Source organism: Hydrogenophaga sp., from assembly GCF_041633695.1.
In the GTDB taxonomy this organism is placed as follows: domain Bacteria; phylum Pseudomonadota; class Gammaproteobacteria; order Burkholderiales; family Burkholderiaceae_C; genus Hydrogenophaga.
The window spans coordinates 1-17172 of the sequence record NZ_JBFJMY010000043.1 but is presented as its reverse complement, the minus strand read 5'-3'; the positions used below and the strand labels follow the sequence as shown (position 1 = coordinate 17172).

The following is a 17172-nucleotide window of genomic DNA, read 5'->3' as shown; positions in this document are numbered from 1 at the left end:
AGGAAAGGTTTGCTGCTGCGCGCCAGGCGGCTGGCGCGCAAACGCGCCACGGCATGCGGCGCCGGGTGCTCCGGCCGGCTCGAGGCGGCGCCCGGCTCGGTGGTGGCCGCAGGGTCTGGCATCAGCGGGCAGCGGCCATGGCCATGCGCTCGCGCCGTGCCGCGTCTTCGTCGCGTGCGTCGTCGATCTCGCGCATCACACTGCTCAGATCCACGGCGCCCGCAGCCGGTGTGTACTGGCCGGTCAGCACCGTGTCGGTGTCCAGCAAGCCGGCCTGGTACAGGCTCCAGATCTCGGGCCCGTAAGCGGTGCGCTTGAGCGCGGGCTCGAACTGGCCGAAGAAGTCGCGCAGGTTGGCCACGTCGCGCATCAGCATGCGCTGGGCGTGGTTGTTGCCGGCGGCATCCACCGCCTGCGGCAGGTCGATGATCACGGGGAAATCCACGCCGTCGGCCTCACCCGAATGGGCCAGCAAGATGTTGAATTCCGACAGGTCGCCGTGCACCACGCCCGCGCACAGCATGCGCACCACCTCGCCGATCAGCGTGGCGTGGTGGGCCATGGCCTGTTCGGGGGTGAAGGACACGTCGTTCAGACGCGGCGCCGCGTCGCCATGGGCATCGGTCACCAGCTCCATCAGCAACACGCCGTCAAAAAAGTTGTAGGGCTGGGGCACGCGCACTCCGGCGGCGGCCAGGCGGTACAGCGCGTCCACCTCGGCACTTTGCCAGGCCGCTTCTTGCGCCTGGCGGCCAAACTTGCTGCCCTTGGCCATGGCACGCGCCTGGCGCGAATTCTTCACCTTGCGGTTTTCGGTGTAGTCCACCGCTTGGCGAAAGCTGCGGTTGTTGGCCTCTTTGTAGATCTTGGCGCAGCGCGTTTCATCGCCGCAGCGGACCACGAAGACCATGGCCTCTTTGCCGCTCATCAGCTGGCGCACCACAGAGTCGATCAGGCCCTCTTCGAGCAGGGGCAGGAGGCGTGGCGGTGCCTTCATGGGTGCAGCTCGGTACGCGGCACAGCGATCACCGTGGCACCACCGACCAGCCCGCGTGCAGGTTGTTCTTGTCGTTCTCGCTGTCCCAGTTCGTGCCGCAGCGCTCGCACTGGTATTCGGTGATCGTCACCTGGCCATGGCGCCGCGCTTCTTTGCGGTTCAGGCCCTGGCGCAGTTCGGCATGGCCAGGCGCGCGCCGCCAGTTGCGCTGTATGCCTTCGCAGGCTTCGCACAGGGGCTTGGGTTGGGCTTCGTTTTCGGGAGGGGCGTTTGAGGTCATGTCGGTACTTTGAATGGGGTGCAACGGTCGTCTGTGTTGCGCAATATTGTCGCCGGGGGCTTGGTTGGGGAGGGCGCATTGCGGCGAAACGGGCGCCTGCGGAATCAATCCTCCAGCACCCGCACTTTCACACTCTTGCCTTTGATGCGGCCATCGTTCAACCTGCTGGCCACCTTGTGGGCAATGTCGCGGTCCACGGCCACGTAGGTGGACCAGTCGTTGACGTTGATCTTGCCCACTTGCTCGCGGGTGTAGCCCAGGTCGGCGGTGAGCGCGCCCAGCACGTCGCCGGGGCGGATCTTTTCCTTGCGGCCACCTTGTATGTGCAGGGTCGCCATGGGCGGCACCAGCGGCTCGCTGCTCGCCGGGGTCAGTTCGCTCAAGGGGTGCCAGTCGGATTCGCGGCCCTGCAGTTGTTCGATTTTGCCCACGTGGCCCATTTCGTCCATGCTGGCGAGGTTGAGCGCCAGGCCGCTTTCACCGGCGCGGCCGGTGCGGCCGATGCGGTGGATGTGCACTTCGGAATCGGGCGTCACATCCACGTTGATCACGGCTTCGAGGTTGGCGATGTCGAGGCCGCGCGCGGCCACGTCGGTGGCCACAAGCACCGAACAGCTCTTGTTCGAGAAGCGCACCAGCACTTGGTCGCGCTCGCGCTGTTCCAGTTCACCAAACAGCGCCAGGGCGCTCAAACCCTGGGCTTGCAGCACGGCGACGAGATCGCGGCACTGGGCCTTGGTGTTGCAGAAAGCCAGGGTGCTGGCCGGGCGGAAGTGGGCCAGCAGTTGGCTCACGGCGTGCAGGCGCTCGCTGTTCTTCACCTCGTACCAGCGTTGTTCGATCTGCCCGCCGCTGTGCTGGGCTTGCACCGTCACGGTGAGCGGGTCGCGCATGAATTGCGCGCTGAGCTTGGCGATGGCTTCCGGGTAGGTGGCGGAAAACAGCAGGGTCTGGCGGTCTTTCGGGCACTGCTTGGCGACTTTGACGATGTCGTCGATGAAGCCCATGTCCAGCATGCGGTCGGCTTCGTCCAGCACCAGGGTGTTGAGTGCATCGAGCTGCAGGCTGCCGCGCTCCAGGTGGTCCATCAGGCGGCCGGGCGTGCCGACCGCGATGTGGGCACCGTGTTCCAGCGTGGCCAGCTGGCCGCGCAGCGGCACACCGCCGCACAGGGTGACGACCTTGATGTTGTCTTCGGCGCGGGCCAAACGGCGGATTTCGGTCGTGACCTGGTCGGCCAGCTCGCGCGTGGGGCACAGCACCAGGGTTTGCACGGCGAAGCGGCGTGGGTTCAGGTTGGCCAGCAAGGCCAGTGCAAAAGCGGCGGTTTTGCCGCTGCCGGTCTTGGCCTGGGCAATGATGTCCTTGCCCAGCAGCGCCGCAGGCAGGCTGGCGGCCTGGATCGGCGTCATGGCGAGATAACCCAGGCGCTGCAGGTTTTCCTGCATGGCGGGCGTGAGGGGGAGGGACGCGAAGTCGGTCGGGAGAGCAGAAGTCATCCCCGATTATCGGTGGGACGGGTCGGCGGGCGGTTTGCAGCCGGCGCTTCTTCTGCCGCGCAGGCTCCTGGCCCACTTCCGTTTGGGGATTCGGCCGGTCAGGTGTGCAAGCCGCTCGCAAAACCGGGCAGGGTGAAGTAGAACGCCGCTCCCTGACCCACGGTGGATTCGGCCCAGATGCGGCCTTTGTGCCGCTTGACGATGCGCTGCGCCAGATTCAGCCCCAGGCCGGTGCCCGCGTAATCTTCGTTGGCGTGCAGACGGAGGAAGGGCTTGAAAAGGCGGTCGGCAAAAGCCATGTCAAAACCGCAGCCGTTGTCGCGCACGCAGAACACCGTTTCACCTGCCTGCGTTTCGGCGTTGAAACTGATCCGGGTGACGTCGCTGTGGGCGCAGAATTTCCAGGCGTTGCGGATCAGGTTGTCGATCACGCTGTGGATCAATTCTGGATCTGCCTGGGCGACCAGGTCGGGGGCTATCTTGACGTCGGCCACACGGCCGGGATCGGACTCCAGCAGCTGCATCGCGATCTGGCTGGCGATGCCGCTGAGGTCGGTGGTGATGGGCCGCACGGAGGCCTGCGACAGCTTGGACATGTTGAGCAGGGCGCTGATGAAGCTGCCCATGCGCTCGCCTTCTGTTGCAATCCGGCGCAGCAGCATCAGGCTGTCTTCGCTCAGTTCCTGAGGGTGCTCGTCGATCAGCAAGCTGCTAAAGCCCACGATGGCGCGGATGGGAGAGCGCAGATCGTGCGCCACCGAGGAGCTGAAAGTCTCCAGTTCCTCGATGCTTTCACGCAATTCCTGGGTGCGTTCTTGCACCACACGTTCCAGCGCTTCGTTGAGCTTGGCGAGCCGGACCTCGGCGGTCTTGCGTTCGGTGATGTCCTGTATCACCCCGCTCATGCGTTTGCTGCCCAGGGGGCTGGCGTCCAGTTTGATCCACCGGGTTTGCTGATCCAGGGAGAGCACGCGGAACTCGTCGCTGAACTGTTTCAGCTTGGCAATGCTGTCTTGCAGTTTGCCGGCGATGCCGTCGCGGTCGCTGGCGTCGATGCTGGACAGCAGCGTGGCCAGCGTCGTGGGCTGCTCCGGTGTCCAACCCAGCAGATTGGCCGCGTGTGGCGTGGCGTTGATGGTGTGGCTGGTGGTGTCGAGCTCCACGATGCCCATGCTGGCGGCACTGAGTGCCTGCTGCAGCTGGATCTGGCTATGGATCAGTGCGTCTTCCACGGCGTGCCGCTCCAGCGCCATCTGGATGGTGGCGTGCAGTTCGCGTTCGGAAAAAGGCTTGATGAGGTAGCCATAGGGCTTGGTCTCGCGCGCGCGCTCCAGCGTGGAGTCTTCGGAGTAAGCCGTGAGGTAAATCACCGGCACAGAATGCGTGCGTTTGAGCTGCGAGGCCACTTCGATGCCGTCCATGTCGCCTTCGATGTGGATGTCCATCAACACCAGGTCCGGGCGCGTGCGATGGACCAGATCCAGGCTCTCGCGTCCGTTCACGGCCACGGCCGGCACTTCGTAGCCCATGTGGGTCAGTCGCTGCTGGAGGTTGAAGGCGACGATGCGTTCGTCTTCGACGATCAGGATGCGGGTTGGGGTTTTCATGTGGGCATCCCTATTTGAAAGCGCAAGGTAAAACGGGTGGGCAGGGTGCGCTGCACTTGCAGCTCGGCGTGCAGTTGCTGGGTCAGCAAATGCACCAGCTGCAAGCCCAGCGTGCCCGACTGCTGCAGGTCGAGTCCCTCGGGAATCGGGGCGCCATCGTTGCTGATGGACAGCTCCACGGTGTCGCTGCTGTCTTGCCGGATATCGACCCATATGCTGCCGCGCTGCTGCTGCTGAAAACCGTGTTTCAGCGCGTTGCTGACGAGTTCGTTCACGATCAGGCCGCAAGGGATGGCTTCGTTGATGGGCAGCTTGACCTCTTTGGCCCGGATGTGGATCGCCACATGTCCGGCGGTGGATTCGTAGGATTCCATGAGCCGGGGCAACAAGGCGGTGAGGAACTGGTCAAAATCCACCTGCGCAAAATCGTGCGACTGGTACAGGGTCTGGTGGATCAGCGACATGGAGCGGATGCGGTTCTGGCTGTCGCGCAGCATGCCCACCAGCTCGTGGTCCCGGATCTTGAGCGCCTGCAAGTCCAGCAGGCTGTGGATGACTTGCAGGTTGTTCTTGACCCGGTGGTGCACTTCGCGCAGCAGCAGGTCTTTTTGTTGCAGCGCGCTCTGTATGCGCTGCTCGCTTTGTTTGCGTTCGCTCAGGTCCAGAATGACCGAGAGAATCATCGGCCCTTCACCGGTTTCTACCGGGTTGATGCCGATCTCCACCGGGAATTCGCTGCCGTCTTTGCGCCGGCCACTCAGGTCGCGCCCGGCGCCCATGGGGCGCGCGCTGGGTGCCGACAAAAAGCCGTGCCGGAAACTGGGGTGGGCGTGTCGGTAGCGCTCGGGGATCAGAGTCTCCACCTTTTTGCCGATCAGCTCTTCGCTCTGATAGCCAAAAGTGGTCTCGGCCAATTGGTTCAGGCGGGTGATCTGCCCCTCGGGGTTGACCACGATCATGGCCACCGGAATGCGGTCAAAAGCCAGGCCCAGATAGGCATCGAGCTGAATCTGTTGCACGGTCATGGCAGCATCCTAGCGATGGGGTGGAAATGTGTCTGCTGGCTTTTCCCGGTTCCTTGCTTGCATGTCGACTCCCTGTCGAAAAAACCCGTGAGGGCGGAATTTTTTATGTTTCCGGCATGGTGCCGAATCTATCGCTGAGACCCCATCTGTCCAAGCACGAACGCCGGTCCAGGCGTCGCGGGGCGCTTCCATTTCTCGCCATTTATTCAGGGCGCTTGCAGTTCGTCCAGTTCTTTTTGGTTGAACCCGGCAGCGCGCCGCGCCTCGGTGTTGAACGGCGGGCGCAGGCGGGGTGCGGCGTGTTGCCGGGCCAGTGTCCGGTAGTGGGTGATGGGGTCCAGACCTTGGGCCGCACAAAGCCAGCCGTACCACCGGTTGCCCACGGCCACATGGCCGATTTCGTCGCGCAGGATCTGATCGAGGATTTCAACCGCACGCTCCGCATGCGGGGTGTTGACTTTGCGCAGCCGGGCCTGGATCAAGGGCGTTGCATCGAGTCCGCGGGCTTCCAGCGTGCGTGGCACCAAGGCCATGCGAGCCGTGATGTCGTCTTGCGTTTTCACACACATTTCCCACAGACCGTCGTGCGCAGGGAAGTCGCCATAACAATGGCCCAGCCGGTTCAAGTGCTCGCTCAGCAGCGCGAAGTGGCTGGCTTCCTCGCAGGCCACGCGCAACCAGTCGCGGTAATAGCTCTCGGGCATTTCGGGGAAGCGCCAGACGGCGTCCAGCGCCAGGTTGATGGCATTGAATTCGATGTGGGCGATGGCGTGCACCAGGGCGGCCAGGCCCTCCGGCGTAAAGGGCGAGCGCTGCGCCACGCGACCGGGCGCGATGAGTTCGGGCCGGGCCGGTCGGCCTGGTAGCGGGCTGGCCGGGTCGGGTTCACAGGTCTCGGTCGGGTCTATCCAGGCGCTGGGCGCCGGCCCGGCCGCTTCCAGGCCCTGGCGCAGCTTCTGCACCGCCGCCAGTTTGGCTGCGGGATCCCCGATGCACAAGGCTTGCAAGGCGCACGCACGGGCGCTCTTGGTGGCGGTTGTCGCCTGTGCGGTAGGGTCGGGGGCTTGCATCCCTACAATTCTAGGGTTGCCCTTGCTCACGCAGGGCCAGAGCACTGTACAACCCACCAAAGGAGACCTCCCCATGGCCATTTACGAACTCGACGGCACCGCCCCCCGTGTGGCCGATTCCGCCTGGGTGGCGGAAAACGCCCAGGTGATGGGCAACGTGGTGTTGGCCGAAGACAGCAGTGTCTGGTTCGGCGTCACCATCCGTGGCGACACCGAAACCATCTCGGTCGGTCGGGGCAGCAACGTGCAAGATGGCAGCGTGTTGCACGCCGATGTGGGTTTTCCACTGGTGATCGGCGAACATGTGACGGTCGGACACCAGGTGATGCTGCACGGCTGCACCATTGGTGATCAATCGCTGGTCGGTATCGGCGCGGTGGTGCTCAACGGGGCGAAGATCGGCAAGCACTGTCTGGTGGGCGCGGGTTCGCTGGTGACCGAAGGCAAAGAATTTCCCGACGGTTCCATGATCCTGGGCCGCCCGGCGCGCGTGGTGAAAAGCCTCACGCCCGAGCAAATCGAGGGCTTGCGCACGAGCGCGGAGCACTACATCGAGAACGCAGAGCGCTACCGCAAAGGCTTGAAAAAGATCGCCTGACCCCCAGTTGGGTTGATTCCCCGAATTCGAAAGAAGCGTTTTGTCCGAACTCCACAAATTCATGTTTGAAGGCAAGCCGGTGCGCGGCATGCTGGTGCGCCTGACCGATGCCTGGCAAGACATTCTGAAGCGGCGCGAAGAGTCCGGCGGCTACCCGCTGGCGGTGCAGCAGATGTTGGGCGAGATGACGGCCGCCGCCACCTTGATGCAGGCCAATATCAAGTTCAACGGCGCCCTGGTGATGCAGATCATGGGCGACGGGCCGGTGAAACTGGCCGTGGCCGAAGTGCAGCCCGACCTGAGCCTGCGCGCCACCGCCACGGTGGTGGGTGAGGTGGCGGCCGATGCGCCGCTGTCGCACATGGTGAACGTGAACAACGAAGGCAAGTGCGCCATCACGCTCGACCCCAAAGACCGCAAACCCGGCCAGCAGCCCTACCAGGGCGTGGTGCCGCTGTACGGTGACCGCCGGCAAAAGCTGGAGAAGCTGAGCGACGTGATCGAGCACTACATGCTGCAAAGCGAACAGCTCGACACCACCCTGGTGTTGGCCGCCAATGGCGAGGTGGCTGCGGGCTTGTTGATCCAGCGTTTGCCGCTGCAGGGCGATGCGAATTTGTCAGGCAGTGGTGTGGCGGGCGCCGACGAAGACCAGATCGGGCACAACGAGGACTACAACCGCATCGCCATCCTGGCCTCCAGCCTGAAACGCGAAGAGCTGCTGGGGCTGGACGCCGAAACCATTCTCCACCGCCTGTTCTGGGAAGAGGAACTGCGCCGTTTTGATCCCCAGCTGGGCGAGCTGGGGCCGCGTTTTGCCTGCACGTGCTCACGCGAGCGCGTGGGTGGCATGCTGCGCAGCCTGGGGCCCGATGAGGTGGAGTCCATCATCGCCGAGCAGGGCCAGGTGGAAGTCACCTGCGAATTCTGTGGCGCGATTCAGCGCTTCGACCCGGTGGACGCGGCGCAGGTGTTTCTGGAACCCGAGCGGCAGCAGCCGGCGCCACCCGACGTGCACTGAGTCTGGTGTCAGCCTGCGGCGCTGGCGATTTTCGGCACCGCTTCGCCCAGCGCATCGAGCACATCCCAGCAAGCCCCGGCCGTGTGGTAGTCCACTTTTCCGGCGGGGCTTTTTTCATCGCTGATCTTGCTGTTGTCGGCGCGCAAGATGCGCCACCAGGCGCCGTGCTCGTGGTCCACGAAATGGGTCCAGGCATAGGCCCAGATGCGGTCGTAGGCTGCCCAGTAGCGCGGCTCGTCGAGTGCGAGCGCCAGGCGGGCGGCGGCGGCCAGGGTTTCGGCTTGCACCCAGAAATATTTGTCGGTGTCGCAGGCGCTGCCGTCGGGCGCAAAGCCGTAGAACAGCCCGCCGTGCTCCTGGTCCCATGAGGTGTCCATGGCCACGTCGAAAAAATGGCGCGCGCGTGGCAAGTGGTCGGCGCGCGGGCGGCGTTCGTTGAGCAGCGTCAGCAGCTTGGCCCATTCGGTCAGATGGCCCGGCTGGAAACCCCAGGGGCGGAAGATGTTGCTCTTGTCGTCGCGGTTGTAGTCCCAGTCCACCGACCAGTCGGCGCGGTAGTGCTCCCAGATCAAGCCGTCGGCCAAGGCGGCTTGGCGGATGCAGATGTTGTCGGCCAGCTGTTCGGCGCGGTCCAGGTAGCAGGCCTCACCGGTGGCATCAAAGGCGGCCAGCAAGGCTTCGCACAAGTGCATGTTGGCGTTCTGGCCCCGGTAACTGCTCAGGCGCCATTGCGGGTCGGCCTCGTCGGCGTACAGGCCATGGGCGGGTTCCCAGAAGTGCCGATTCAGCAGCGCAAAGGTTTCTGCGATGCCCGCATGGGCTTTTGGCAGGCCGGCCATGTGGGCGTGGGCATGGGCGAGCAAGACGAAGGCCAGGCCGTAGGCATGGTTGGTCGCGTCCAGCACCGTCTTGTTGCCGTCGCGCCAGTCCAGCAACCAGGCGTAGCCGCCCGACACCGGGTCGCGGTGCACCTGCAGGAAGTCGAAGGCGTGCTGCAAGGCGCGCTGCGCGCTGGCGTCGCCGCCGCTGCGCACCGTCATGGCCAGGGTGTACACGTACCGGGTGCTGCTCACCAGATGGCGCGAATGGCGGTCGTAAACAGCGCCGTCGTCGCGCAGAAAGTGGAACATGCCACCGGCCGGGTCGATCGCCCGGGGCAGGTAGAAGCCCATGGTGTGGCGGATATGGTCGCGCAGAAACGCGGGCGAACGGAAGTCTGGCAAGGCGGGTGTCATGGTGGTGTTGGCTTGAATGCGGTGCAGGTGGGTGGTGGGGGTCAAGCTCGGCGGTCGGGGTGGGCCAGCAGTTGGCTGAACAAGCGCCGCTCGCAATCCGGGTCGCTGCATTGTTCGCAGGTCCAGGGCCGGGTCTGGATGCTGCGCGTCTCCGGCATGGCCAGTGCCTGCAAGCCGGGTAGCGCGGCCATGGCGTGCAAGGCGCTGCGGGTGCGGGCCTCACCTTGCCCGTACACCAGGCGGTAAGCCAGGCCTGCCGCGCCCAGTTGGCGCCGCAAAAGACCGTCCACGGCTTCGCGGTCGGCGGGGCCGTCGCGGTGCAGCCCGTCGGGTGTCCAGGGCAAGTCCAGTCCCATCAACAGGGTCAGGTCGTAGCCGGCTTGTTGCCGCAGGGCGTCGGCGTAGAGCGAGGCGTCGTCGAAGTAGTGCTCGCTGTAGGCGGCGATGGTGAGGGCCGTGGTGTCGGCGAGCACGAAATGCACGCCGGGGCGCTGCTGCGCCTGGGCAATGGCTTGGGTTTGCGCCTGGGCCAGATCGGCTTGTTCGTGGGCTTGTGGGGTGCGCCCGGTGCGCTCACACCAGGCGCGCAGGCACTCGGGGACCAGCAGCACGGGCAGGGCCACGCCCTTGGGGCAAGGCGCCTGCGGCAACAGCAGGTGTTGGGCCAAGGCTTGGCTCAGCGTGCTTTTGCCGGTGCATTCCGCGCCCAGCAGCGCAATGGTCAGGGGGCGCGACGCGGCCACGGTTGCGCGGTGCCGCTGGTCAACGCTTGTTCTGCGCGATCTGGACGAAGATCTCGTTGGGCTTGACCATGCCCAGTTCCTGGCGCGCCAACTCTTCCACCATGTCCAGCCCTTCCTTCAGGTCGCGCACTTCGCTGGCGATCTGGTCGTTGCGCATGCGCGCCACGCTGTTGGCCTGGTCCGCCTCGGCCAGCGCCTGCTGCATCTGGGCCACCTTGGGCACGCTGCCGCGCCCAAACCACAACTGGCCATGCAGCACCAGCAGCAGGGCCAACAGCAAAGCAGGGACGAGGCGAGAACCCATGGTATGTGCTTAGCGTGTGGCGCTTGGCGTCGTCACTTCAGGTTGTAAAACGCGGCCCGGCCGGGGTAGCTGGCCACGTCGCCCAGGTCTTCTTCGATGCGCAGCAACTGGTTGTACTTGGCCATGCGGTCCGAACGGCTCAGCGACCCGGTCTTGATCTGACCGGCGTTGGTGCCCACCGCGATGTCGGCAATGGTCGAGTCTTCGGTCTCGCCCGAACGGTGCGAGATCACGGCGGTGTAGCCGGCGCGCTTGGCCATTTCGATGGCGGCAAAGGTTTCGGTCAGGGTGCCGATCTGGTTGATCTTGATCAGGATCGAATTGGCAATGCCCTTGTCGATGCCTTCTTTCAGGATCTTGGTGTTGGTCACGAACAGGTCGTCGCCCACGATTTGCACTTGTTTGCCCAGACGGTCGGTGAGCAGCTTCCAGCCGTCCCAGTCGCCTTCGGCCATGCCGTCTTCGATGCTGATGATGGGGTACTTGTCGCACCAGGTGGCCAGGATGTTGGTCCATTCTTCGGCGGTCAGCACCAGGCCGTCGCCGTCCAGATGGTATTTGCCGTCCTTGTAGAACTCGCTGGCCGCGCAGTCCAGGCCCAGGGCGATTTGTTCGCCGGCGGTATAGCCTGCGGCGTCGATGGCGTCCAGAATCAACTGGATCGCGGCTTCGTGGCTGGGCACATTGGGTGCAAAGCCGCCTTCGTCGCCCACGGCAACGCTCATGCCCTTGTCGTGCAAGATTTTCTTGAGTGCATGGAACACCTCGGCACCCCAGCGCAGGGCTTCGCGGAAGCTCGGTGCGCCCACGGGAATGATCATCAACTCCTGCAGGTCCAGGTTGTTGTTGGCGTGCGCGCCGCCGTTGACCACGTTCATCATGGGCACCGGCATCTGGGTGGCGTTCATGCCGCCGAAATAGCGGTACAGCGGCAGGCCGGCTTCTTCAGCGGCGGCGCGGGCCACGGCCATGGACACGGCGAGCATGGCGTTGGCGCCCAGGCGGCCCTTGTTGTCGGTGCCATCGAGGTCGATCAAGGTCTTGTCCAGAAAGGCTTGCTCGGACGCGTCCAGGCCCAGAACGGCCTCGGAGATTTCGGTGTTGATGTGCTCCACCGCTTTCAACACACCCTTGCCCAGGTAACGCTTCTTGTCGCCGTCGCGCAGTTCGATGGCCTCGCGCGAGCCGGTGGATGCGCCCGACGGCACGGCAGCGCGGCCCATGATGCCGGACTCCAGCAGCACGTCGCATTCCACGGTGGGGTTGCCACGGCTGTCCAGGATTTCACGGCCGACGATGTCAACGATTGCACTCATTTTTTCTCTACCTTTGGGTCAATGAAACAGAGGGAACGGGGAAAAGCTCAGACGCCTTCGACGGCGAACATGCGGATGGTGCCCGCACCTTCGCGCACGCGCCGGGCTTGCGTATAGGTTTCGGAATCGTAATAGGCCCGTGCCGCGTCGATGTTGGCGAACTTCAGCACCACCACACGTTGCGGCAACCAGTCGCCTTCCAGCGGCTCCACGCGCCCACCACGCACCAGCACCTCGGCGCCGTGCTCTTGCATGGCGCGCGAGCTCCACTCGCGGTACTGCAGCATCTGGGCTTCGTTGGTGACGGTGACCTCGGCAATGATGTAGGCGGGCATAGGGGCTTGGCGGGACTGGGGGACTTGGCGGATTCAGGTGTTGAAATGGTTTTCGAGAAAACCGTTCTTCTTGGTCACGGTATCGAGCGTCAGCAGGGTTTCCAGCAGCGCCCGCATGTGCTTGAGCGGCACGGCGTTGGGGCCGTCGCTCAAGGCTTTGCTCGGATCGGGGTGGGTTTCCATGAACAGGCCGGCCACGCCCACGGCCACGGCGGCACGCGCCAACACCGGCACCATTTCGCGCTGACCGCCACTGCTGGTGCCTTGCCCACCGGGCAATTGCACGCTGTGGGTGGCGTCGAACACCACCGGCGCGGCGCTTTCGCGCATGATGGCCAGCGAGCGCATGTCGGACACGAGGTTGTTGTAGCCAAAGCTGGCACCGCGTTCGCAGGCCATGAAGTTGTCTTCTTCCAGGCCGGCGTCCCGGGCCGCCGCACGCGCCTTGTCGATCACGTTCTTCATGTCGTGCGGCGCGAGAAACTGGCCCTTCTTGATGTTCACCGGCAGGCCTGCCTGGGCCACGGCGCGGATGAAATCGGTCTGGCGGCAGAGAAAAGCCGGTGTCTGCAGCACGTCCACCACTTTCGCGGCGGCAAGGATGTCGTCTTCGGTGTGCACATCGGTGAGCACCGGCACGCCGAGTTCGCGCTTCACCTTGGCCAGGATCTCCAGCCCCTTTTCGCGGCCCGGGCCCCGAAAGGTGGTGCCGCTGCTGCGGTTGGCTTTGTCGAAGCTGCTTTTGAAAACAAAGCGAATGCCCAGGCTGGCGGTGATGTCCTTCAACTGCCCGGCCACGTCCATCTGCAAAGCTTCGGATTCGATGACACAGGGACCGGCGATCAGGAAGAAGGGTCGGTCCAGGCCGATGGGGAATCCGCAGAGTTGCATGGGGCTTGGTCCGAGTGGTGGGGGTGTCAGGCGGCCACGGGCACAGCCTGGCTGGCGGACTGCTGCGCCACAGCGGCGTGCACGAAGGCGTTGAACAGCGGGTGGCCGTTCCACGGGGTCGATTTGAACTCGGGGTGGAATTGCACGCCCACATACCAGGGGTGTACGTTTTGCGGCAGCTCCACCATTTCGGTGAGCTGTTCGCGCTGGGTCAGCGCAGAAATCACCAGACCTGCCGCGCGCAGCCGGTCCAGGTAGTTCACGTTGGCCTCGTAGCGGTGGCGGTGGCGTTCGGTGACCACCGGGCCATAGATCTCGTGCGCCAGCGTGTCGGGCGCGACGTCGGAGCTTTGTGCGCCCAGGCGCATGGTGCCGCCCAGGTCGGAACTGGCGTCGCGTTGCTGGATGCTGCCGTCGGCGTCTTTCCATTCGGTGATGAGCGCGATCACGGGGTGTGGCGTCTGGGGATCGAACTCGGTGCTGTTGGCGTTTTTCAAACCCGCCACATGGCGCGCGTATTCGATGGTGGCCACCTGCATACCCAGGCAGATACCCAGGTAGGGCACCTTGTTTTCACGCGCAAAACGCGCCGCGCAGATTTTGCCTTCGGTGCCGCGGATGCCAAAACCGCCGGGCACCAGGATCGCATCGAAACGGCCCAGCTCCCGCTCTACATTGCCGGGGGTCAGGGTTTCGGAGTCGATGTATTCGATCTGCACCTTCATGTGGTTTTTCATGCCGGCGTGGCGCATCGCTTCGTTCAGCGATTTGTAGCTGTCCGACAGGTCGATGTATTTGCCGACCATGGCGATGTGCACCGTGCCCTGCGGGTGCTCGAATTCGTAGACCAGATCGTCCCAACGCTTGAGGTTGGCCGGTGGCGTGTTCAGGCGCAGCTTGTCGCAGATCAGGCCGTCCAGCCCTTGCTCGTGCAACATGCGCGGCACTTTGTAGATGGTGTCCACGTCCCACATGGAGATCACGCCCCATTCGGGCACGTTGGAGAACAGCGAAATCTTGGCACGCTCTTCGTCGGGCACCGGTCGGTCGGCACGGCACAGCAGGGCATCGGCCTGGATACCGATGGCGCGCAGCTCTTTGGCGGTGTGCTGGGTGGGTTTGGTCTTGAGCTCGCCGGCGGCGGCCAGCCACGGCAGATAAGACAGGTGCAGAAAGGCCGAATTGTTCGGCCCCAGGCGCAGGCTGAGCTGGCGCACGGCTTCCAGAAACGGGAGCGACTCGATGTCGCCGACGGTGCCGCCGATTTCCACGATGGCCACATCCACCGCTTCGGGCGTGCCGATGCCCGCACCGCGCTTGATGTAGTCCTGGATTTCGTTGGTGACATGCGGGATGACCTGTACGGTCTTGCCCAGATAGTCGCCACGGCGCTCTTTTTCCAGCACCGACTGGTAAATTTTGCCGGTGGTGAAGTTGTTGGACTTCTTCATGCGCGTTTCGATGAAACGCTCGTAGTGACCCAGGTCCAGGTCGGTTTCGGCGCCGTCGTCGGTGACGAACACCTCACCGTGCTGGAAGGGGGACATGGTGCCCGGATCCACGTTGATATACGGGTCGAGCTTGATGAGGGTGACTTTGAGGCCGCGCGACTCAAGGAGCGCGGCCAAGGATGCGGCAGCAATGCCCTTGCCAAGAGAGGACACCACACCGCCGGTAACGAACACAAATTTGGTCATGTCTCGGGCGAGCTGAACTCGCAGGAGGTGGAAATAGAGATTATAAGAGCCCGCTCCCGCCAGGGAGTTACCAAGCTGATACATTGCGCGAATGACCGATCTCAACGGAAGACACATCGTCCTGGGCCTCTCGGGCGGTATCGCTTGCTACAAGGCGGCCGAACTGTGTCGCGCGCTGGTGAAACATGGCGCCACGGTGCAAGTGGTGATGACCGAGGCCGCCGAACAGTTCATCACGCCGGTGACCATGCAGGCGCTCTCGGGTCGGCCGGTTTTCACCTCGCAGTGGGACGCTCGCACATCCGGCGGGGCCGACAACAACATGCCCCACATCAACCTCAGCCGCGAGGCCGACGCGATTCTGGTGGCCCCGGCGAGTGCCGATTTCATGAGCAAGCTGCTGCACGGCCGTGCCGACGAGCTGCTGTCGCTGATGTGCCTGGCGAGGCCCCTGGACAAGGTGCCTTTGATTCTGGCGCCGGCGATGAACCGGGAGATGTGGGCGCACCCGGCCACGGTGCGCAATGTGGCCCAGTTGCGCGAAGACGGCGCCACCGTGCTCGATGTGGGTGCGGGCGATCAGGCTTGCGGTGAAACCGGCGACGGTCGCATGTTGGAAGCCGACGAACTGCTGTACGAGATGACGCGCTTCTTCACGCCCAAGTTGCTGGCCGGGCAGCAGGTGCTGGTGAGCGCCGGGCCCACGTTCGAGGCCATCGATCCGGTGCGCGGCCTGACCAACCTGTCCAGCGGCAAGATGGGTTTTGCCATTGCCCGTGCCGCGCACGAAGCGGGTGCGCATGTGACCCTGGTCGCCGGGCCGGTGAGCCTGCCCACGCCGCGCGGGGTGGGGCGCATCAATGTGAAGTCGGCGCTGAACATGCAAAAGACGCTCAATGTGCTGGCACAAAACGCCAGCGTGTTCATCTCCACCGCGGCCGTGGCCGATTGGCGGCCTGCCACCGAAGCCGACCAGAAAATCAAAAAAGACGGCTCCGGTGAGGTGCCCACGCTGTCGTTTCTGGAAAATCCGGACATCCTGGCCGGCATTGCGGCAGGCTCCAGAGCGGCCAGCGGCCAGCTTTTTTGCGTGGGTTTTGCGGCAGAGAGCCACGACTTGCTGGCCCACGCCAGCGCCAAGCGCGCGCGCAAGGGCGTGCCGCTGCTGGTGGGCAATATCGGACCCGACACCTTTGGTCAGGACGACAACGCCTTGTTGCTGGTCGATGCGCAAGGCGCTACCGAACTGCCCCGCGCCTCCAAGCTGCAACTCGCCCGCCAACTGGTGGCCGAGATCGCAAAGCGTTTGCCGCCGCACGCCGCACGCTGAAAGCCTCCGGTGGGGTGAAGCGGAGGCCCACGGCGCGAAATGTCCCCTGCCCGAAACATCGCGGAACCGGCTCCGCCGGGCCGCAGATGTTGCCCCCTTCAGGGGGCGCGCAGCACGGCGGGGGTGCATTTCAAGCCAACGGTGCTGAATCCTAATCCCACCAAGGCAGCAGCCGCTTCATGGCGGCCACTTCGCCGCAATGGTCGCTGGCGTAGCCGGGCAGGGCGTCGAGCTGTTGTTGCCATGCGGCGCTTTGCAGCAGGCGCAGCAGGTCTTTCACGCCCGGGCGCTCCAGCGCCGATTTCAGGCAGACCAGCAGGTAACGCTCCTGCACCAAGGACACAAAGCCCAAGCCGTGCGCGAGCGCGGCGTATTCGGTGCCCAGCCCCACGTCGGCCGACCCACTGGCCACGGCCTGGGCCACAGCGGCGTGTGAGCTTTCCACGTGTTCGTAGCCGCGCAGGCTGGTGGGCGCCAGGCTGGCCTGGGCCAGCAGCTCGTCGAGCAACAGGCGTGTACCGGTACCGCGCGCCCGGTTGACGAAGCGGGCGCCGGTGGTCACCGCGTCGGCCAGGCTGTTCAAACCCAGCGGGTTGCCGGGTGCGACGATCAGGCCTTGGGCGCGGCGGGCAAAACCGATGATCTTGTGCAGGCCCAGTTTGAGCAGCGGACGGTAGGTGCGTGCGCTCAGGCTGCGTGCCGATGCAAAAGGCTGGGTATGGAAACCGGCGAGTTCGCAGCGGCCTTCGTTGAGCGCGCGGATCGCGTCCACGCTGCCACAGAACCGGATGTCGAGATGCAGGCTCGCTCCAGGGCGCTGTGGCGCGCCCGCGCCCAAGGCGCAAGCCTGCAACTCGTTGAGCGCGTGATCGTGGCTGGCGTAGAGGGTGAGCACTTCGCTGGTGTGTTGCGCATCTGGCGATTCGAAGGCTTGTGCAAACGCGCGCTCGAGTTCGGCGCGCAAGCCTTCGATCTGCGGCCCCAGGCGTGCCTGCGCCAGGCGTTCGGCCATCAGCAGGCGTTGCCCGAACGGCGTGAGGCGTGCCGCCTGGCCACGTTCCCACACGATCAGGTTCTGCCCGAGATCGATTTCCCAATCCTTGAGCTGGCCCCACACGTGGCGGTACGACAACCCCAGTTGCCGGGCGGCAGCCGAGATCGATCCGCGTTCACGCACCTCGTGCAGCACGTCCAGCAAGGGGTTGCGCAGCAGGTGTTGGCGCT

17 protein-coding genes are annotated in these 17172 nt (G+C 64.5%); 3 read left to right on the top strand and 14 right to left on the bottom strand.

Annotation, left to right across the window (positions count from 1 at the left end; translation table 11 throughout):
* Positions 1–121: 121 nt before the first annotated feature.
* The 6 genes from ABYB95_RS04535 to ABYB95_RS04510 form a co-directional block, all read right to left on the bottom strand.
* Complete coding sequence (locus ABYB95_RS04535; RefSeq protein ID WP_372657266.1) at positions 122–997, bottom strand: PA4780 family RIO1-like protein kinase; 876 nt, start codon at positions 995–997, stop codon at positions 122–124.
* A gap of 28 nt (positions 998–1025) precedes the next feature.
* Complete coding sequence (locus ABYB95_RS04530; RefSeq protein ID WP_372657264.1) at positions 1026–1277, bottom strand: hypothetical protein; 252 nt, start codon at positions 1275–1277, stop codon at positions 1026–1028.
* Between the two features lie 104 nt (positions 1278–1381).
* The gene (dbpA, locus tag ABYB95_RS04525; RefSeq protein ID WP_372657263.1) at positions 1382–2776 is read right to left on the bottom strand and encodes an ATP-dependent RNA helicase DbpA; all 1395 of its coding nucleotides are present in this window, start codon (positions 2774–2776) and stop codon (positions 1382–1384) included.
* Positions 2777–2874: 98 nt separating this feature from the next.
* Positions 2875–4383, bottom strand: a complete 1509-nt coding sequence (locus ABYB95_RS04520; RefSeq protein ID WP_372657262.1) for a response regulator — start codon at positions 4381–4383, stop codon at positions 2875–2877.
* A complete protein-coding gene (locus ABYB95_RS04515; RefSeq protein ID WP_372657261.1) occupies positions 4380–5408 on the bottom strand; it encodes a sensor histidine kinase in 1029 nt (342 codons plus the stop codon). Before ABYB95_RS04515 ends, ABYB95_RS04520 begins: the two co-directional genes overlap by 4 nt.
* Positions 5409–5614: 206 nt before the next feature.
* Positions 5615–6478, bottom strand: a complete 864-nt coding sequence (locus tag ABYB95_RS04510) for a ferritin-like domain-containing protein (protein WP_372657260.1) — start codon at positions 6476–6478, stop codon at positions 5615–5617.
* Positions 6479–6551: 73 nt separating this feature from the next.
* On the opposite strand from ABYB95_RS04510, the gene ABYB95_RS04505 reads away from it, so the two are divergent.
* Complete coding sequence (locus tag ABYB95_RS04505; RefSeq protein WP_372657259.1) at positions 6552–7076, top strand: gamma carbonic anhydrase family protein; 525 nt, start codon at positions 6552–6554, stop codon at positions 7074–7076.
* A 40-nt stretch (positions 7077–7116) separates the two neighbouring features.
* The gene (locus ABYB95_RS04500) at positions 7117–8097 is read left to right on the top strand and encodes an Hsp33 family molecular chaperone HslO (protein WP_372657258.1); all 981 of its coding nucleotides are present in this window, start codon (positions 7117–7119) and stop codon (positions 8095–8097) included.
* 8 nt (positions 8098–8105) lie between these two features.
* On the opposite strand, the gene ABYB95_RS04495 is transcribed toward ABYB95_RS04500, so the two are convergent.
* From ABYB95_RS04495 to ABYB95_RS04465, 7 genes are read right to left on the bottom strand one after another with little or no spacing between them, the layout of a single operon-like run.
* Positions 8106–9443 carry an AGE family epimerase/isomerase gene (locus tag ABYB95_RS04495; protein ID WP_372657256.1) on the bottom strand — a complete coding sequence of 446 codons (1338 nt, stop codon included), beginning with the start codon at positions 9441–9443 and terminating at the stop codon, positions 8106–8108.
* Positions 9374–10075: an AAA family ATPase gene (locus ABYB95_RS04490; protein ID WP_372657255.1), complete on the bottom strand. Its 702-nt coding sequence runs from the start codon at positions 10073–10075 to the stop codon at positions 9374–9376. The genes ABYB95_RS04495 and ABYB95_RS04490 overlap by 70 nt, the downstream gene beginning before the upstream one ends.
* A gap of 19 nt (positions 10076–10094) precedes the next feature.
* Positions 10095–10379 carry a septum formation initiator family protein gene (locus tag ABYB95_RS04485; RefSeq protein ID WP_372657254.1) on the bottom strand — a complete coding sequence of 95 codons (285 nt, stop codon included), beginning with the start codon at positions 10377–10379 and terminating at the stop codon, positions 10095–10097.
* A gap of 32 nt (positions 10380–10411) precedes the next feature.
* Positions 10412–11695 (bottom strand): phosphopyruvate hydratase, encoded by a 1284-nt coding sequence (gene eno, locus ABYB95_RS04480; RefSeq protein WP_372657253.1) that lies wholly within the window; start codon positions 11693–11695, stop codon positions 10412–10414.
* Positions 11696–11742: 47 nt separating this feature from the next.
* Positions 11743–12030, bottom strand: a complete 288-nt coding sequence (locus ABYB95_RS04475) for a DUF1330 domain-containing protein (protein WP_372657252.1) — start codon at positions 12028–12030, stop codon at positions 11743–11745.
* Between the two features lie 33 nt (positions 12031–12063).
* Complete coding sequence (gene kdsA, locus ABYB95_RS04470; protein WP_372657251.1) at positions 12064–12921, bottom strand: 3-deoxy-8-phosphooctulonate synthase; 858 nt, start codon at positions 12919–12921, stop codon at positions 12064–12066.
* Positions 12922–12947: 26 nt separating this feature from the next.
* Positions 12948–14618, bottom strand: a complete 1671-nt coding sequence (locus ABYB95_RS04465; RefSeq protein ID WP_372657250.1) for a CTP synthase — start codon at positions 14616–14618, stop codon at positions 12948–12950.
* A gap of 91 nt (positions 14619–14709) precedes the next feature.
* Between ABYB95_RS04465 and coaBC the strand changes: the two genes are divergently transcribed.
* The gene (coaBC, locus tag ABYB95_RS04460; protein WP_372657249.1) at positions 14710–15948 is read left to right on the top strand and encodes a bifunctional phosphopantothenoylcysteine decarboxylase/phosphopantothenate--cysteine ligase CoaBC; all 1239 of its coding nucleotides are present in this window, start codon (positions 14710–14712) and stop codon (positions 15946–15948) included.
* A 151-nt stretch (positions 15949–16099) separates the two neighbouring features.
* Here coaBC and ABYB95_RS04455 read toward each other — a convergent pair whose 3' ends face one another.
* Complete coding sequence (locus ABYB95_RS04455) at positions 16100–17161, bottom strand: substrate-binding domain-containing protein (RefSeq protein WP_372657267.1); 1062 nt, start codon at positions 17159–17161, stop codon at positions 16100–16102.
* Positions 17162–17172 lie beyond the last annotated feature (11 nt).

Bases quoted from the DNA above. Each gene is read 5' to 3' on its own strand.
- kdsA (WP_372657251.1), bottom strand. From the start codon at position 12,921: ATGCAACTCTGCGGATTCCCCATCGGCCTGGACCGACCCTTCTTCCTG.
- ABYB95_RS04465 (WP_372657250.1), bottom strand. From the start codon at position 14,618: ATGACCAAATTTGTGTTCGTTACCGGCGGTGTGGTGTCCTCTCTTGGC.
- ABYB95_RS04495 (WP_372657256.1), bottom strand. From the start codon at position 9,443: ATGCAGCGACCCGGATTGCGAGCGGCGCTTGTTCAGCCAACTGCTGGC.
- ABYB95_RS04485 (WP_372657254.1), bottom strand. From the start codon at position 10,379: ATGGGTTCTCGCCTCGTCCCTGCTTTGCTGTTGGCCCTGCTGCTGGTG.
- coaBC (WP_372657249.1), top strand. From the start codon at position 14,710: ATGACCGATCTCAACGGAAGACACATCGTCCTGGGCCTCTCGGGCGGT.
- dbpA (WP_372657263.1), bottom strand. From the start codon at position 2,776: ATGACTTCTGCTCTCCCGACCGACTTCGCGTCCCTCCCCCTCACGCCC.
- ABYB95_RS04515 (WP_372657261.1), bottom strand. From the start codon at position 5,408: ATGACCGTGCAACAGATTCAGCTCGATGCCTATCTGGGCCTGGCTTTT.
- ABYB95_RS04475 (WP_372657252.1), bottom strand. From the start codon at position 12,030: ATGCCCGCCTACATCATTGCCGAGGTCACCGTCACCAACGAAGCCCAG.
- ABYB95_RS04520 (WP_372657262.1), bottom strand. From the start codon at position 4,383: ATGAAAACCCCAACCCGCATCCTGATCGTCGAAGACGAACGCATCGTC.
- ABYB95_RS04505 (WP_372657259.1), top strand. From the start codon at position 6,552: ATGGCCATTTACGAACTCGACGGCACCGCCCCCCGTGTGGCCGATTCC.
- ABYB95_RS04530 (WP_372657264.1), bottom strand. From the start codon at position 1,277: ATGACCTCAAACGCCCCTCCCGAAAACGAAGCCCAACCCAAGCCCCTG.
- eno (WP_372657253.1), bottom strand. From the start codon at position 11,695: ATGAGTGCAATCGTTGACATCGTCGGCCGTGAAATCCTGGACAGCCGT.
- ABYB95_RS04535 (WP_372657266.1), bottom strand. From the start codon at position 997: ATGAAGGCACCGCCACGCCTCCTGCCCCTGCTCGAAGAGGGCCTGATC.
- ABYB95_RS04510 (WP_372657260.1), bottom strand. From the start codon at position 6,478: ATGCAAGCCCCCGACCCTACCGCACAGGCGACAACCGCCACCAAGAGC.